18 protein-coding genes are annotated in these 14,614 nt (G+C 56.8%); 16 read left to right on the top strand and 2 right to left on the bottom strand.

Features of this window, described 5'->3' with window-relative positions; genetic code table 11:
• Positions 1 to 53: 53 nt before the first annotated feature.
• Genes E4P01_RS21670 through E4P01_RS21610 form a run of 14 tightly spaced genes read left to right on the top strand, consistent with a single transcriptional unit; the run spans position 54 to position 10,727 of the window.
• Complete coding sequence (locus E4P01_RS21670; protein ID WP_169990321.1) at positions 54 to 401, top strand: phage tail tube protein; 348 nt, start codon at positions 54 to 56, stop codon at positions 399 to 401.
• Complete coding sequence (locus E4P01_RS21665; protein WP_216091457.1) at positions 398 to 676, top strand: phage tail assembly protein; 279 nt, start codon at positions 398 to 400, stop codon at positions 674 to 676. The genes E4P01_RS21670 and E4P01_RS21665 overlap by 4 nt, the downstream gene beginning before the upstream one ends.
• 14 nt (positions 677 to 690) lie before the next feature.
• Positions 691 to 825 carry a hypothetical protein gene (locus E4P01_RS28270; RefSeq protein WP_282443008.1) on the top strand — a complete coding sequence of 45 codons (135 nt, stop codon included), beginning with the start codon at positions 691 to 693 and terminating at the stop codon, positions 823 to 825.
• A complete protein-coding gene (locus tag E4P01_RS21660; protein WP_216091456.1) occupies positions 825 to 2,945 on the top strand; it encodes a phage tail tape measure protein in 2,121 nt (706 codons plus the stop codon). The genes E4P01_RS28270 and E4P01_RS21660 overlap by 1 nt, the downstream gene beginning before the upstream one ends.
• On the top strand, positions 2,942 to 4,252 hold the full coding sequence (locus E4P01_RS21655) for a DNA circularization N-terminal domain-containing protein (RefSeq protein ID WP_216091455.1): 1,311 nt from the start codon (positions 2,942 to 2,944) through the stop codon (positions 4,250 to 4,252). The genes E4P01_RS21660 and E4P01_RS21655 overlap by 4 nt, the downstream gene beginning before the upstream one ends.
• A gap of 3 nt (positions 4,253 to 4,255) precedes the next feature.
• On the top strand, positions 4,256 to 5,371 hold the full coding sequence (locus E4P01_RS21650) for a phage baseplate assembly protein (RefSeq protein WP_216091454.1): 1,116 nt from the start codon (positions 4,256 to 4,258) through the stop codon (positions 5,369 to 5,371).
• A complete protein-coding gene (locus tag E4P01_RS21645; RefSeq protein WP_216091453.1) occupies positions 5,368 to 5,880 on the top strand; it encodes a phage baseplate assembly protein in 513 nt (170 codons plus the stop codon). Before E4P01_RS21650 ends, E4P01_RS21645 begins: the two co-directional genes overlap by 4 nt.
• On the top strand, positions 5,877 to 6,275 hold the full coding sequence (locus E4P01_RS21640; RefSeq protein WP_216091452.1) for a phage GP46 family protein: 399 nt from the start codon (positions 5,877 to 5,879) through the stop codon (positions 6,273 to 6,275). The genes E4P01_RS21645 and E4P01_RS21640 overlap by 4 nt, the downstream gene beginning before the upstream one ends.
• Positions 6,265 to 7,305: a baseplate J/gp47 family protein gene (locus E4P01_RS21635; protein ID WP_216091451.1), complete on the top strand. Its 1,041-nt coding sequence runs from the start codon at positions 6,265 to 6,267 to the stop codon at positions 7,303 to 7,305. The genes E4P01_RS21640 and E4P01_RS21635 overlap by 11 nt, the downstream gene beginning before the upstream one ends.
• Positions 7,293 to 7,901: a putative phage tail protein gene (locus tag E4P01_RS21630; RefSeq protein ID WP_216091450.1), complete on the top strand. Its 609-nt coding sequence runs from the start codon at positions 7,293 to 7,295 to the stop codon at positions 7,899 to 7,901. The genes E4P01_RS21635 and E4P01_RS21630 overlap by 13 nt, the downstream gene beginning before the upstream one ends.
• On the top strand, positions 7,901 to 9,184 hold the full coding sequence (locus E4P01_RS21625) for a hypothetical protein (protein ID WP_216091449.1): 1,284 nt from the start codon (positions 7,901 to 7,903) through the stop codon (positions 9,182 to 9,184). Before E4P01_RS21630 ends, E4P01_RS21625 begins: the two co-directional genes overlap by 1 nt.
• The gene (locus E4P01_RS28265) at positions 9,181 to 9,627 is read left to right on the top strand and encodes a tail fiber assembly protein (RefSeq protein WP_282443007.1); all 447 of its coding nucleotides are present in this window, start codon (positions 9,181 to 9,183) and stop codon (positions 9,625 to 9,627) included. The genes E4P01_RS21625 and E4P01_RS28265 overlap by 4 nt, the downstream gene beginning before the upstream one ends.
• A 57-nt stretch (positions 9,628 to 9,684) precedes the next feature.
• On the top strand, positions 9,685 to 10,218 hold the full coding sequence (locus tag E4P01_RS21615; RefSeq protein ID WP_216091448.1) for a glycoside hydrolase family 19 protein: 534 nt from the start codon (positions 9,685 to 9,687) through the stop codon (positions 10,216 to 10,218).
• Positions 10,215 to 10,727, top strand: coding sequence for a lysis system i-spanin subunit Rz (locus tag E4P01_RS21610; protein ID WP_216091447.1), 513 nt, complete (start codon positions 10,215 to 10,217; stop codon positions 10,725 to 10,727). Before E4P01_RS21615 ends, E4P01_RS21610 begins: the two co-directional genes overlap by 4 nt.
• A 26-nt stretch (positions 10,728 to 10,753) precedes the next feature.
• Here the strand turns inward: E4P01_RS21610 and E4P01_RS21605 are convergent, their stop codons facing one another.
• Both E4P01_RS21605 and E4P01_RS21600 read right to left on the bottom strand, forming a co-directional pair.
• Positions 10,754 to 11,683 (bottom strand): hypothetical protein, encoded by a 930-nt coding sequence (locus E4P01_RS21605; protein ID WP_248130130.1) that lies wholly within the window; start codon positions 11,681 to 11,683, stop codon positions 10,754 to 10,756.
• 354 nt (positions 11,684 to 12,037) lie between these two features.
• Positions 12,038 to 12,739 (bottom strand): SOS response-associated peptidase family protein, encoded by a 702-nt coding sequence (locus tag E4P01_RS21600; RefSeq protein ID WP_216091445.1) that lies wholly within the window; start codon positions 12,737 to 12,739, stop codon positions 12,038 to 12,040.
• Between the two features lie 101 nt (positions 12,740 to 12,840).
• Between E4P01_RS21600 and E4P01_RS21595 the strand changes: the two genes are divergently transcribed.
• On the top strand, positions 12,841 to 13,266 hold the full coding sequence (locus E4P01_RS21595; protein ID WP_216091444.1) for a S24 family peptidase: 426 nt from the start codon (positions 12,841 to 12,843) through the stop codon (positions 13,264 to 13,266).
• The gene (gene umuC / locus E4P01_RS21590; RefSeq protein WP_216091443.1) at positions 13,259 to 14,536 is read left to right on the top strand and encodes a translesion error-prone DNA polymerase V subunit UmuC; all 1,278 of its coding nucleotides are present in this window, start codon (positions 13,259 to 13,261) and stop codon (positions 14,534 to 14,536) included. Before E4P01_RS21595 ends, umuC begins: the two co-directional genes overlap by 8 nt.
• Positions 14,537 to 14,614: the final 78 nt, after the last annotated feature.

The following is a 14,614-nucleotide window of genomic DNA, read 5'->3' as shown; positions in this document are numbered from 1 at the left end:
CCCTGAACACCAGGCCCGCCCAGCGCGGGCATTTTTATGCGCGGAGATAAACCATGGGACAAAAAGTAGCGGGTACCGCCTACGTCAAAGTAGACGGCTCCCAGTTGACTATCAACGGCGGCGCCGAGGCGCCTCTGATGGAGGTCAAGCGCGAGACAGTGGTGCCTGGATTCTTCAAGGAAGAAGACGTGGCGCCTTGGGTCAAGTTCACGGCGGTGCATACGTCGGACCTGGACATCAAGAAGCTGGTCAACGGCACGGACATGACGGTGACCGTTGAGTTCAAGAACGGCAAGGTCTATGTGCTGGCCGGTGCCTATCTGGTAGACGAGCCCAGTTCCAAGGGCGACGACGGCAGCATTGAGCTGCAATTCGATGGAATCAAGGGGACATGGCAATGAGTGAAGCAATCAAGCTGGACGTACCGATTGAGGCTCACGGCGAACAGTTGACTGAGCTGACTCTACGCCGGCCCACCGTGCAGGAAGTGCGGGCGATCAAGGCCATGCCATACAAACTCGACAAGAACGAAGACGTCTGCCTGGACATGGAGGTCGCCGCTAAATACATCGCCGTATGCGCAGGCATTCCACCGTCCTCGGTCAATCAATTGAGTCTTCCGGATCTCAACCAGCTGGCTTGGACGGTGTTTAGTTTTTTCATGCCATCGGCGTAACCAGGGCCGACGACTTGATAGCCCTCAGCTACGACCTGGCCTGGTTCTGGAAGGTCGATCCCGAACAGATGATGTCCAGGCCGCTGGACCTCATCGTCGAATCGCTGGAGCAAGCACAGCGAATTAACAAAATCCAGCAGGTTCAGTGATGGCAGATAAATTTCAGCTCAAGGCGTTAATCACTGGCGTCGACAAGTTGTCGCCAAAATTAGCCGGCATCCAGAAGAATGTTGGTTCGTTCAGGAAAAATCTCGAAAAAAACGGTTTGGGAAAAATCGGTATCAAGGATCTGGTGACCGGCGGTGCAATGGCCGCCCCATTCGCGGTCGGTATCAAATCGGCGGTTGCCTTTGAGTCTGAGATGGCCAACGTCAACAAGGTCGTTGACTTCAATACCCCAGAGCAATTTAAGCAGATGGGTGAGGACATCACCCGCATGTCCGAAGTGCTGCCCATGGCGGCGGGTGATATCGCCAAGATTGTCGCTGCTGGTGGCCAGGCGGGTTTTGCGCAAAACGAGTTGCTGGGGTTCGCTGAAGCGGCGGTCAAAATGGGCGTTGCCTTTGACCAGACTGCCGATCAAAGCGGCGACATGATGGCCACATGGCGCACGTCATTCAAAATGACTCAGGGCGATGTGATTGGCCTTGCCGATCGCATCAACTATCTGGGCAACACTGGCCCGGCGAATACCAAGAAAATCTCCGATATCGTCACCCGGATCGGCCCTCTCGGTGAGGTGGCCGGCCTCGCTTCGGGGCAGATTGCGGCGTTGGGCGCAACGATGGCTGGGGTGGGGGTGGAACAGGAAGTGGCGGCCACCGGCATCAAGAACTTTATGTTGGCGATGACCAAGGGCTCTTCGGCCACCAAGGCTCAGTCGCAAGCGTTCAAGGCGATCCGCCTGGACTCCAAAGAAGTCGCCAAGTCGATGCAGACAGATGCACAGGGCACGATCCTGAACATCCTTGAGCGGATCGGTAAGGTTGACGCCTCATCGCGGGTGGGGTTGTTAACGCAACTGTTCGGGTCGGAGTCGGTGACCTCGATTGCCTCGCTGCTCACCAACCTCGACTTGCTCAAGGGCAACTTGAACAAGGTAGGTGATGCATCCCTGTATGCGGGCTCAATGGAGAAAGAGTATGCGGCTCGTGCAGCTACCACCGAAAACAATCTGGGGCTGTTGCGCAATGCAACCAGCAACGTATCCAAGGCCATTGGCAATGCGCTTTTGCCTGCGGTCAACGCGGTGGTGGATGTGGTGCGGCCTATGGTGGTGCAGTTTGGCAAGCTGATCGAGGCCAACCCGGATGTGGTTCGTGGCGTGGCGGCAGCGGGTATTGCGTTTACCGCGCTACGGCTTGGGATCGTCTCCACCATCGTGGCGACCAAACTGTTGTCGTTCGCCATGAAAGCCAACCCCATCGGGCTTGCTGCCACCGGCATTGCTCTTGCAGCGGGTCTTATTGTGGCGAACTGGTCCGCAATTGCGCCTTACTTCAACGCCATGTGGGACAAGATTCGAGGCCCCACGCTTGCGGCGTGGGAGGTATTCAAAACCTTTGCCTCGTATACGCCTATTGGGTTGGCCGTAGCCAACTGGGGGCCGCTGACGGAGTTCTTCAAGGCTCTTTGGGGTGTTGTCGTGGCGTTGTCGACCCCGGTGATAGGCTTCCTCAAAACAATGTTTGATTGGTCGCCGTTGGGGTTCATCGTAAAAAACTGGGAGCCGATAAGTGCCTGGTTCAAGAACCTTTGGGAGAGGCTGCGCCCAATCATTGAGCCAATGATGAAGTTCTTCGGCGGTGGCGAAGGCGGTGATGGACTTGTCCAGACAGCTACGGCGAAGGCAAATGAATTCGCTGAAGCGCAGCGGAAACGAAATGCCGGACCCGGAGGTGGCACTGGAGCCTTTGTAATGGCCGGTGCACCGCTGCTCGCTCAAAATCGGCAGGCGCTAAACAACATTGGAACTGGCGTTGATACGGAAAAACTGTTGCGGCGCCCGGATCAGGCCGCGCCAGGAAGTTTGCTTACGACCACTACCCCAGGATCATTGCTGGCCCGGCCTGCGCAGTTGGCAGCGCCCGGCAGCCTGCCTCAGCAAGCGGCCCAAAACAATCGCACGCAGTTGAACGGTGAGATGAACATCCGCTTCACTGACGCACCGCCCGGGTTACGGGTGGACCCACCGAAAACCAATCAGCCCGGCCTGAGCGTCAAGCCCAGTGTGGGCTATCGCACACTGGGCTCTGGAGGAACGCAGTGACAAAGACCTGGCGCGACGACTTGTTGCCTGCATCCTTCAGGGGAATCAAGTTCCTGATCGAGCAGGCAACGGTCCCGGTTGGCCGCAAAGGCCAGTTGCACGAATACCCCCAGCGCGATGAGCCGTTTTTCGAATCGCTGGGCAAGCAATCCCAGGTGCACAAAGTAAGCGCCTTTGTCATCGGCGACGACTGCTTTGAACGCCGTGACAAGTTGCTGGAAGCGCTGGAGAAGGAAGGTCCCGGCGAGTTGGTGCACCCCTGGCTGGGCCGGATGCAGGTCGATGTGGGCGAGTGCGACCTTTCTCACAGCCGGCCCGAAGGCGGTATGGCGCGGTTGGAGTTGACGTTCTACCCCAGCAAGCCGCGCAAGTTTCCCACGGGCACCGCGAACACCCAGCAGCAGGTGGTCAAGTCGTCGGAGACGCTGCTGCAATCGGCGCTGCGCCGTTACAAGGCGGCGATGGCGCTGGTGGATAAGGCACGGATCAACATGATCGGCCTGCGCAATGGATTGTCGAATGTCTACGCGATCATCCAGCGGCAATTTACGCCGTTCCTGGGGCTGTTCACCAACCTCAGCGGGTTTATCCAGTCCCTGGTGAACTCGCCGTCGGCGTTGAGTGCGTTGTTTTCCAGCTACTTCAGCGACTTCTCCACGTCGGGCCTGTTCCGCACTGGCGTCAGTCGCTCCAGCAGCTCCAGCGGGCAGGGTACGAGCGGAGCCGGCATGGTGACTGCGCCGAGCTACCGCAACTCGGTCGCGGTGGCTTCGCAGCACGCCGAGGCAGTGACCAGTATCAATACAGTCCAACAGGGCGGTGGGGTGGACACCACCAACGCAGCCCAGGCGGTGGCAGATCTGGTACAGGATGCACTGCTGGTACAGGTGGCCTTGATCATCAGCGAAATGCCAGTGGCCACCCAGCCGGTGACGGTGGAGTCCACACCGTCGATTGACCATCAGGCGGTGCAGCCGGTCGAGCGGCCCGAAGTGCCGGTGGCTGATGACGTGATTGAGCTGCGTGACGCCCTGAGTGAGGCCATCTGGGAAGCCTCCCTCAAGGCGGATCCAGAGCATTACCAGGCGCTCAATACGCTGCGCCAGGCGCTGGTCAAGCACCTGACCGCCGTAGCAGCCTCGGGCGTGCGGCTGGTGGATATCACGCCGGCTGAAACCTTGCCGGCCCTGGTGTTGGCCTACCGCCGCTTCGGTGACGCCACGCGCGCCGGTGAGGTGGTTCAGCGCAATCGCATTCAACACCCGGGCTTTGTGCCGGCGGTACCGCTGAAAATCGCTCAGGAGTAACACATGCTTGATACTGCGAATGCCGTCAGCCTGACCGTTGACGGCCTGGATTATGGTGGCTGGAAATCGGTGTCGATATCAGCGGGCCTGGAACGTCAGGCCCGTGACTTCAATCTGGCGATCACCTGGCGTTGGCCAGGGCAGGCGGTTTCGATCCCCATCCGCCAGGGTGCCAAATGCATGGTGCGTATTGGTGGGGATCTGATTCTCACCGGCTGGGTGTTCGCCACGCCCATCAGCTACGACGATAAACAAATCACTCTGTCGATCTCCGGCCGGTCCTTGACCGCTGACCTGGTGGACTGCGCGGCCGTGAACAAGCCAGGGCAGTGGAAGAATCAAGGCGTCCTCAGCATCGTCAAGGCCCTGGCTGCGCCCTATGGGTTGGCCGTGCGCAGCGAGATTGCCGAAACCGGCAAGCTCTCGGATCACACTATCGAGCCTGGTGAGACCGCGTTTGAATCTATCGACCGTTTGTTGACCCTGTTTCGGGTGTTCTCCACGGACGATGCCAAGGGCATGGTGGTGTTGGCCAAGCCTGGAAGCGAGGGCAGGGCAGTGGACGCCCTGGAGCTGGGCAAGAACGTACTGAAGGCCAATGCAGAACTGGACTTCTCCACGGTGTTCTCGGAATACCGGGTATTGGGCCAGCGCAGCGGGACCGACGACGAGTTCGGTGAACAGGCCGCCGAAGTGGCAGCAACGGTCAGTGATGACCGCACCACACGCAAGCGCGTGTTGATCATCCACGAAAGTGGACAAATGACCACGGCCCTGGCCCAGAGCCGGGCCAACTGGGAGCGTGGCCAGCGGATGGGCAAGGCGCTGGGCACCACCTACACGGTGCAGGGTTGGCGGCAATCGAACGGTGCACTGTGGCGTCACAACATGCTGGTGCGTGTTGTCGATCCGGTGATCGGCTTCGACCGCGACATGTTGATCGCCGAGGTGACTTACTCCCTGGGCCCCGAAGGCACGATCACCACCATGCTGGTGGGCCCGCCGGATGGGTTTGAGCCCGAACCGCACGACCCGCACAAAGACAGAAAACTCAAGAAGGGCGGCAAGGCCGACAACTTCGAATACCTGCTACCTGCTGATTGGAAGCCCACCGAATGAGCCTACTCAACCGAATGCTGGTGCGCGGCACCGTGGTCCTGGTGGACTCAGCCAGAAAGCTGCAAGCCCTGCAGATGCGCCTCACTGCTGGGGAGGTCAAGGATGGCCTAGAACATTTTGAGCCCTATGGCTTCACCAGCAACCCGCTGGCGGGTGCAGAGGGGATCGCCGCGTTCATCGGCGGTGACCGCTCCCATGGGGTGCTGCTGGTGGTCTCGGATCGCCGGTACCGGATACAGGGACTGGCGCCGGGGGAGGTGGCCATCTACACCGACGAAGGCGCCAAGATACATCTCAAGCGCGGGCGCATCATCGACATCGAGGCGGACGTCATCAACTTCAAAGCCGCTACGGCGGTGAACTTTGATACGCCGGCAATCACCCAGACCGGCACGATCACCTCAGATGGCGATCAGATGGCCGGTGGCGTCAGTCAGATCAATCACCCGCACGGCGGGGTGCTGCGTGGCGGTGACCAGTCAGGGGCTCCTATAGGGGGTGGTGGATGATCATCGAGCCCAGCCTGGAGGCTTCACTGATCCGCGCCGTGGTGATCAGCCTGTTCACCTGGCGCCGCGCCGCGACCGATGACCCGGTGGATGACGATGAGCGGTTTGGCTGGTGGGGTGACAGCTATCCAACGATCGCCGACGACCGTATTGGCTCGCGCCTTTGGCTCCTGCAGCGAGTCAAGCTCACGGCTGACACCCAGCGTGATGCCGAATTCTACGCACGGGAAGCGCTGCAATGGCTGCTCGATGATCAGCAGGTACTGGAGGTCGACGTGCTCAGTGAGCGTGCTGACAGTCACCGCCTCAATCTGCGCGTGATTATCACGGTGCCCAGCGGCGCCCGTCTGCAAATCAACTCAAGCCAACTATGGCAGGTGATCTATGCCGTTTGATACTCCTTCGCTCCCGGTGCTGGTCAACCGTACCCAGAGTGACTTGGCTGGAGACGCGCTCCGGCGCTCCGATGCCCAGGTGCTAGCCCGTGCGGTGAGCGGTGCAACCTATGGGTTGTATGGGTATCTGGACTGGATCGTCGACCAGATCCTGCCTGATACCGCTGACGAAGTAACTTTGGAACGCATGGCGGATCTGCGCCTGAAACAGCCCCGCAAAACGGCACAACCCGCCGAGGGCAGAGTCAGCTTCACGGCAGCGGCAAACGCTGTGGTGGATGTCGGCACCGTGCTGCAGGCCGATGACGGGCGCAGCTACAAGGTTACCACCGGCAAGACCACCGTGGCCGGCACTAACACGGTTGCCGTTGAGGCTGTTGATGCGGGCGTGATGGGTAACGCTGATCCGGGCTTGGTGCTGACCCTGGTGCAGCCCGTTGAGGGTGTGGCTGTGACTTTTACGGTCCTGGCGCCGGGCCTGATTGGTGGGCTCGCGCAGGAAAGCGTGGAACTGTTGCGGGCGCGGGTTTCCCGTTCATACCGCGTGCTGCCCCATGGGGGCAACAACGACGACTATGAAACCTGGGCATTGGACTGCCCGGGTGTGACCCGCGCTTGGTCCCGTCGCAATTACATGGGGCCTGGCACAGTCGGGGTATTCGTCATGCGTGATGGCGACCCCAACCCGATCCCCAGCGCTGCGCAATTGGCGGAGGTATACGACTACATCGAGGCGCTGCGGCCAGTTACCGCCGAGTTGTACGTGATCGCGCCGGTGCCCAAGCCTGTTCAGTACCGCATTCGCTTGACCCCTGACACTGGGGTGGTACGTGCCGCCGTCGAAACGCAGTTGATGGACCTGCACAGCCGTGAATGTGGCTTGGGCGATACCTTGCTGCTGACTCATATCGCAGAAGCCATCAGCAGCTCGACCGGCGAGACCGACCATAAGTTGTTGGGACCGGTCACAGACGTGGCACCCGCTCCCAATCAGCTTCTGGCCTATGGGGGTTGCGTATGGCTGGCATAAGGGACGCGGCCCAATACCAGGCGCAACTGCGAGCGCTATTGCCTGCTGGCCCCGCGTGGGATCCAGAGCGGGTGCCGGAGATCGAAAGTATCTTGGCTGGCGTTTCCCAAGAGCTGGCCCGTTTTGATGCACGGGCGTTCGATTTGATCAGTGAGCTGGATCCGGCGGGCGTCAGTGAGCTGGTGCCCGAGTGGGAGGCAGTGATGGGGCTGCCGGATCTGTGCCTTGGGGATTCACCCGCCTTTGAAGATCGCCGCTTGGCCGTTCGTCAACGGTTGACCGCTATCGGTGGCCAGAGCCGCGCCTACTTCATCGAAGTCGCAATCCGCCAGGGTTACCCCTCGGCCAGCATCGTTGAGCGCCGTGCGCCACGGTTTGGGCGCTCGCACTTTGGCTCCGCACACTTCGGTACCTGGACAGCACAGTTCATGTGGACGCTGGAGTCAGGCCCGCGCCGCCGGCTGGGCCGGCGCTTCGGTGCGAGCTTCTGGGGCGAACGTTTCGGTGCCAATCCCAGTGGCGCGCTGGAGTGCATTATCAGGCGTAGCGCCCCTGCTCACACACTCGAATTTATCAACTATGGGGATCAAGAGTAATGGACTTTCCTAAAAGCGTGCCCAATGCGGGCTTGGTCAATGGCCGGTTCGTTGACGAGAATGTGGGCACCGGTCAACCGGGGTCGTTGATTCCAGCGACCTGGGGAAACGCAGTCACCTTAGAGGTCATGAGCGTCCTGGACCTTGCCGGCATACTTCCTGATGAAGCGAAGTATGACCAGTTAGCCGTTGCGATCTCAAAGATCGTTACTGAAAAAACCCAGAACGCTCTGCGTAGAGGGGACTATGGCTTAGGAGGGGTGGATCTTAGCGAGTCCGGGAGTGATGTCATTGGGCGCCCAGGCGGATTTTACTTTTTTGGAGAGAGTCAGAATTCATTTGTAAGTTACGCAAGTGTTCTCAATCTCCCTTATGGCGCGGGAAACTCGGCTCAACTCGCTATTCGCCAGGGCGCAACTAAAGCATCTGCAGCTATTCGCTCGGTCAATGCCCAAGGTGGCTGGACGCCGTTGGCGGAGCTTTGGACGAACGCGAACTATAATCCCGCCCTCAAAGCAAACTTAGCCAGCCCGGTGTTCACCGGCATCCCAAAAGTACCGACCCCAGCTACAGACACAAACACGGATCAGGCTGCCAGCACCGCTTTTGTCCGTGCCGCTATTGCTGCACTTGTAGGCTCTTCACCTGAGGCATTGGACTCCTTAAATGAGTTAGCGCAGGCGTTAGGAAACGATCCGAACTTTGCTACAACCATGAATAACGCGCTGGCAAGTAAAGCCGCGAAAGCCGATTCGCTTGATGGATACGGTATTAAAAATGCCTATACCAAAATAGAGATGAATACAGCGCTCGGTGGGAAATTTGATAAATCGGGCGGCACCATTGATGGTTCGCTGTATGTGACGTCGCCGCAAAGTTTGTCATCGCCCGCCTTCAGCGTGAATTCCGATACGCCCGGTAGCGCTTTGAGTGCAATGCGAATTCGGTGCCTCAATACTGGGGTGCTGTTGACCCACACCAATGGGACGAACGCTCTTTCCGTGATAACAGCAGCCGGTACCGCTGCCACTATTTCAGCTGGCGAGGTTTTGGCATCGGGCTCTCCATGCCATACAGCCGCAAGCTTTATGAAGCCTGTTGCCGGTCAGTGGATTTCGCTGACAGGTGGAGCAACGCTTCCTGCGGGCGGGACGTGGGCCTATCAGGTTTCAACCTTCAATAATACCGGCACTTTAATTGCGGGCAGCACTGCTGGATTGGCGGCTGGCGGCACGCAATTAGGTCACGCTACTTCTATTGGCTTTGCCTGGAGAATCCAATGATGGATGCGAACGTTAGCGATGCAACAAAGATGGAAACCTCAGGGGCGCATCTACCTGAGATTGAAAATATCCAACGACGTGCGGATGGCACCTACGTTATCGCTTACGGCGGGGCGCCATACCACGCAACGGAAGATGTAACGCCAGACGTTTATGATCGAGTGCTGACCGAAATCGAGGGCGGGGCAGTTGTCACTGAGTACGTCGAACCTGAGGCCCCCAAGGCTGATCCGCTGGCCGAAGCCGTTGCGGAATATAATCGCCTGCGCGGAGTAACTGACTTTGTGATTGCTCCGCTTCAGGATGCTGTTGATGTAGGGGAGGCCACTGAGACTGAATTCGCAGCGCTGAATGCTTGGAAGAAATACCGCGTAGCGCTGAGTCGTGTGCCTGATCAACAAGGCTACCCGCTGAGTATTGATTGGCCAGCCGCGCCGGTGTAATGCCGGCGGTATAGCGAAACCCGCCGAGAGCGGGTTTATTTTTGCCTGGAGAAAAGTATGTCAATCACTGAGCAGCAATTGCTGCGCATCCTCCCCAACGCCGGCCGCCAAGCCGGCGTTTTTGTTCCTGTACTGAACACGGCCATGAGCAAGTACGGAATCGTCACCGTGCCGCGTATTGCCGCGTTCATTGCCCAGGTCGGACATGAGTCCGGCCAACTGCGTTACGTGCGGGAGATTTGGGGGCCTACCTTACAGCAGGCCGGATATGAAGGCCGCGCTGATTTGGGCAATACCGTGAAGGGGGACGGCTCCAAGTACCGTGGCCGGGGGCTGATCCAGATTACCGGGCGAGCGAACTACGCGGCGTGCGGCGAAGCGCTGGCCTTGGATTTGATCAACCACCCAGAGTTGCTGGAGCAGCCGCAGCACGCCTCGATGTCGGCGGCGTGGTTCTGGTCGACGAAGGGTCTTAATACCCTTGCGGACGAAGGCGAGTTTGTGAAAATCACTCGGCGGGTTAATGGTGGATTGAATGGCCTTGAGGATCGCCAGCGGCTGTACGTCCAGGCGCAGAAGGTGCTGGCATGACCCTCGGGCAGGTCCTGGCTGCAGTGCTGCTGGCAATGGCCATCAGCGCCGCCGGCACCTGGCAGGTACAGGACTGGCGCATGGGCAAGCAGTTGGAAGAGCAGGGGGCTCAGTTTCAAACAGACCTTGGGTTGGTCAGCGCGGCGGCCGCCAAGCAAACGAGCGACGAGCAGAGTAAGCGCCAGGCCCTGGAAAAGACGCTGGCCACGTCCGATCAACAACATTTTCGAGAGCTTTCGGATGGACAACGTAATCAGGCCCGCCTGCGTGATCGCCTTGCTACTGCTGATCTGCGGCTGTCAGTCCTTCTCGACGCCACGGATTCAGCCAGTGGTTGCAACATGTCTGCCTCCACCAGCACCGGCGGCGTGGTTCATGGAGCCCAGAGAGCCAAACTTGACCCGGCGCATGCTCAACGAATTATCTCCATCACCGACGAGGGCGATCAAGGACTAATTGCACTACGAGCTTGCCAAGCCTATGTTGATGCGATAACTACTCGGGAGTAATTATCGATAGGTTCTAATCGGTGCGCTCAACCGTGCTCTTGCATCATTTTTTCTAGTCGCTGACGCCTTTCTACAATCTGTCTAATTTCATCTCTAAAGTCAAAGGTTAGCATGTTGTTTTTATAGTTGATTGGGTTTGGTCTGATGGAGAGGTAGTTAAATTGGGAAAGCGCTATAAGTAGTTCTGGCGGTTTGGCTGTTTCGTCAAATTCTAATGCGGCAATAAGAGATTTTGCGAAATCATTGATGATGCTTACTAGTTGGCTGCTCTTTTCGTGGCTTCCAAATTCGTGTTTGTTGTCATTATATATTTCTGGGATGTTGAAGTTATACTGGGTAATGAGGCTGCCAAGTATGCTGTGTAGATTTCTCGTCCCTGTTGCCATTGTCTCTCTATCAGAGAATACTGTCGAAGTTTTTAAGATGCTCTCGATGTGAGTGTTGATTTTTTCAAAGGTTTTCTCGCTTACGTGGTAAATGCCTTTTTTGGCATCAGGAAATAAAAATCTATGAAGGTGTCGATAATTTGCTGAGAATAGTTTTTCTAAGGATTTGCGGTTTGTTAGGTATTTATCAAATTCTTCTGAGTGCTTGAAGTAATTTGAGAATGCGTTGTTTTCGGTGGTGATTTTTATTTGTGTTTGAGTGTGCTTAATTTGTTCTTGTGTTAAGTACATTTGTTCTTTTGTTTGAGCGGATCTATGATTGGCTGCCAAGACTGCAATTGCCGGGATTAGTACTGCCAGCAGGCCAATTGGAAGTCGAAAAACTACTAGGAAATGGTTGAAGCCTTCATATGAAAAATTGAACGAGAGTTTTGATGTGAGTGCAATTGTTACGAAGGATAGCGCTGCGAGGATAAATATGGTGCTAGCAGTTTTTTGTACAATTGGTAGATCAAAGAAACGAGTATGTGGGTCGAAATGGTTTTTTTTTAAACTCAAATCATTATTCAATTTCATGCATCCCTGACTGTTTGTTTTATATGAGTTAACATTGAGCCCTTGAGTAGACAGACTTCAACGGACTCCTCCTGATACCGATATAACCTTTTTATGCGCCGTGCTTTCTAACGGTGAAACGCTTCAATTTGGATGTGCATAAGAGCGGCCTTAGTGCCCCTCTCCGCAAGGTATCTCATCAGTTGTCTTTTGATCGCCTCGGTATTTTCCAACATCTGCATCAGGCCGTAAATGTCCTCTCTAGATTTTTTTGCAGTTGTAGCTCTTTGGCTGGCCGTGGGCCTGACCTCACGCGACTTGGGTAGACTTCCCGGCTACCGCTCAAGTGCTTGAACAGCACCGGCAGGCCTAATCATCTTCCGGAGATAAGGGAAGCAATAATTCAGCTCCCTGATTTTTCACGTTCCCCACCTCTTTGCCAACCGCATACCACTCAAAATCCTCAGTGGGTTGGCAGCATTCATTGGCTATTTCTTCGGCCCTCTCTGGCGCAAGACTTGGATCCAGCCACTCCCTGGCATGCTCAGGTGTCAGTACCAAAGGCTTGCGGTCATGAATGTCCACCATCCCCTGGTCACTGGCGGCGGTTATGATCACGAAACCGTCGCCTTCGCGGGGCTCTAGGCCGAGGCTCACTTGGGCGAGCGCTCCGAAAAACATGGGGTTCTGGCTTTTCAGGCGAATGAAGTAAGGCTGTTTTTTCTTCGGATCATCTGGGTCTTTGACCCACTCATACCACCCTTCACTCGGCACCACGGCTCGGCCATTCGGCCACAGTTGCTTGAAGAACTTACCCGTGGTGACCTTCTCCACGCGAGCGTTGATCGGGTCCGGGCGTTTACCCTTGGCCCAGAACGGCGCCCATCCCCATTTGACTGCATCGATATGCAGGCGATCCTTTACGGTGTGCAGCAGTTGCACCCGTGTCGATGGAGCGACGTTGTAGCGATCGATCGGCGCGACGTCATACCCACTGAATAGCTCTATCTGTGGGTTCAGCTCTTCGATAAAGATCGCCATCCCCTCGTACTGCACGAATCTCCCGCACATACGCACCCCTCCGCCTGTCGAAATATCCCACAGAAAAATTGACCGCAAGCGGCCTACAAAGTTAACTGTACATTCGTACAGTACTTGTAGAAAGGCGCACCATGAGCTTTACCATTTTAGGTCCCATCGCCGAAGTCGGCGCAAAACTTCCTCTGTGTTCCTTTCAGGTTCCGGCTGGCTTTCCATCGCCGGCAGCTGATCACATCGAGCAGCACATCTCATTGGATGAGGTCCTGAATATCCGTGCGCCTCATGTGTACCTGGTAGTGATTACTGGCGAGAGCATGCAAGGGGTGGGGATCTTTGAGGGCGATCTGGCCGTGGTGGATCGCGCCATCGAGCCGGCCCACGGGCATGTGGTCGTAGCCTTGCTGAACAATGAGCCTATCTGCAAACGCCTGTGCAAGCGTGGTAAAGAGGTGATCCTCCTTTCGGAAAACCCCAAGTACCCGGCGCGGTACATCCTTGAGGGGGACGAGCTTTCTATATGGGGCGTGATCACCAGCACAGTGCGCAGCCATGTCTAAGCAAGAGCCGACCTTCGCCCTAATCGACTGCAACAGCTTCTACGCCAGCTGTGAGCGAGTATTCCGGCCAGACCTGGCGAAGGTACCCATCGTGGTTCTGAGCAACAATGACGGCTGCGTCATTGCCCGCAGCTACGATGCCAAGCCCTTTATCAAAATGGGCGAGCCGTATTTTCAGATAAAGCACAAGCTCAAGCAGCTCGGTATTGTCTCGTTCTCGTCGAACTACGCGCTCTACGGCGACATGAGTGAGCGGGTGATGAGCCTGATCGAGGCGATGGTGCCAGCGGTCGAGGTGTACAGCATCGATGAGGCGTTCGCCGATCTGACGGGTATTGGTGGATTGGATTCTTTGGGTAGAGAGATTCGTGCCAGAGTACTTCGCTGCACGGGGATACCAGTTGGTGTTGGCATCGCTCACACAAAGACCCTCGCCAAGCTGGCAAACCACACAGCGAAACGGTTGCAGGCCCAGACTGGTGGCGTGGTCAACATCACGGACCCGGTTAAGCGCGACTGGGTGCTGCGAAATACCGACGTGGCGGAAGTGTGGGGTGTTGGTCGCAAGATGAAACTCCACCTCGGTGCTTTGGGCATCAAGTCCGCAATGGACCTGGCTAAGGCTGACCCCTGGACGCTCCGCAAGAAGTTCAGCATTGTGATGGAAAAGACGGCCAGGGAGTTGGCTGGCACGCCCTGCCTGGAGTTGGACGAGCCTGATCCTCCCAAGCAGGGGATCTGCTGCAGCCGTATGTTCGGCAAGCGATTGACGGAACTGCCGCCTATTAAAGAGGCGGTGGCCACCTACATGATGCGAGCCTCGGAAAAACTCCGTGCCCAGAACTCGCTATGCCGGAAGGTGCGCGTGTGTATACGTACAGGCATGTTCCACCCGGAGGAGGCGAAATATGCCAATGGGGTGGTGGTGGACATGCCATACCCCACTAATGATGTGCGACTTCTCACCCAGGCTGCAGTAGGAGCGCTAAACATCATATTTAGAACTGGCTTCAAATACAGTAAGGCTGAGGTGATGTTGCTCAACCTATGTCAGCCTGGTGAGTACACCGATGATCTGTTCGTAACATCGCAGCCTGAAGATGCAACTCGGGTGATGACGGTACTGGACCAAGTCAACGAACGATGGGGTAGAGGGACCTTGCGATCCGCTAGCGCACCATTTGCTCCTGCTTGGGGTATGCGTCGCGAGCTCATGAGCCGAAGCTACACAACCAAGCTCGATCAGCTATGGTCCGTTGCTTGTGAGTAATTGCTGATTTCTATTGGAATCGCTGGCTCGGAGGATCAGCTTCACGCTAAAAACCTCTCTCATTACTAAAAACAGTGA

This window comes from Pseudomonas sp. NCIMB 10586, assembly GCF_023127895.1.
Taxonomy (GTDB): domain Bacteria; phylum Pseudomonadota; class Gammaproteobacteria; order Pseudomonadales; family Pseudomonadaceae; genus Aquipseudomonas; species Aquipseudomonas synxantha_A.
Note: the sequence above shows the minus strand (reverse complement) of the source record. Positions and strands in the feature narration are given on the sequence as shown.

Coding starts and splice junctions, on each gene's coding strand:
- E4P01_RS28265 (WP_282443007.1), top strand. CDS start 9,181: ATGATGGATGCGAACGTTAGCGATGCAACAAAGATGGAAACCTCAGGG.
- E4P01_RS21595 (WP_216091444.1), top strand. CDS start 12,841: ATGAGCTTTACCATTTTAGGTCCCATCGCCGAAGTCGGCGCAAAACTT.
- E4P01_RS21660 (WP_216091456.1), top strand. CDS start 825: ATGGCAGATAAATTTCAGCTCAAGGCGTTAATCACTGGCGTCGACAAG.
- E4P01_RS21635 (WP_216091451.1), top strand. CDS start 6,265: ATGCCGTTTGATACTCCTTCGCTCCCGGTGCTGGTCAACCGTACCCAG.
- E4P01_RS21645 (WP_216091453.1), top strand. CDS start 5,368: ATGAGCCTACTCAACCGAATGCTGGTGCGCGGCACCGTGGTCCTGGTG.
- E4P01_RS21650 (WP_216091454.1), top strand. CDS start 4,256: ATGCTTGATACTGCGAATGCCGTCAGCCTGACCGTTGACGGCCTGGAT.
- umuC (WP_216091443.1), top strand. CDS start 13,259: ATGTCTAAGCAAGAGCCGACCTTCGCCCTAATCGACTGCAACAGCTTC.
- E4P01_RS21610 (WP_216091447.1), top strand. CDS start 10,215: ATGACCCTCGGGCAGGTCCTGGCTGCAGTGCTGCTGGCAATGGCCATC.
- E4P01_RS21630 (WP_216091450.1), top strand. CDS start 7,293: ATGGCTGGCATAAGGGACGCGGCCCAATACCAGGCGCAACTGCGAGCG.
- E4P01_RS21600 (WP_216091445.1), bottom strand. CDS start 12,739: ATGTGCGGGAGATTCGTGCAGTACGAGGGGATGGCGATCTTTATCGAA.
- E4P01_RS21640 (WP_216091452.1), top strand. CDS start 5,877: ATGATCATCGAGCCCAGCCTGGAGGCTTCACTGATCCGCGCCGTGGTG.
- E4P01_RS21615 (WP_216091448.1), top strand. CDS start 9,685: ATGTCAATCACTGAGCAGCAATTGCTGCGCATCCTCCCCAACGCCGGC.
- E4P01_RS21665 (WP_216091457.1), top strand. CDS start 398: ATGAGTGAAGCAATCAAGCTGGACGTACCGATTGAGGCTCACGGCGAA.
- E4P01_RS21670 (WP_169990321.1), top strand. CDS start 54: ATGGGACAAAAAGTAGCGGGTACCGCCTACGTCAAAGTAGACGGCTCC.
- E4P01_RS21625 (WP_216091449.1), top strand. CDS start 7,901: ATGGACTTTCCTAAAAGCGTGCCCAATGCGGGCTTGGTCAATGGCCGG.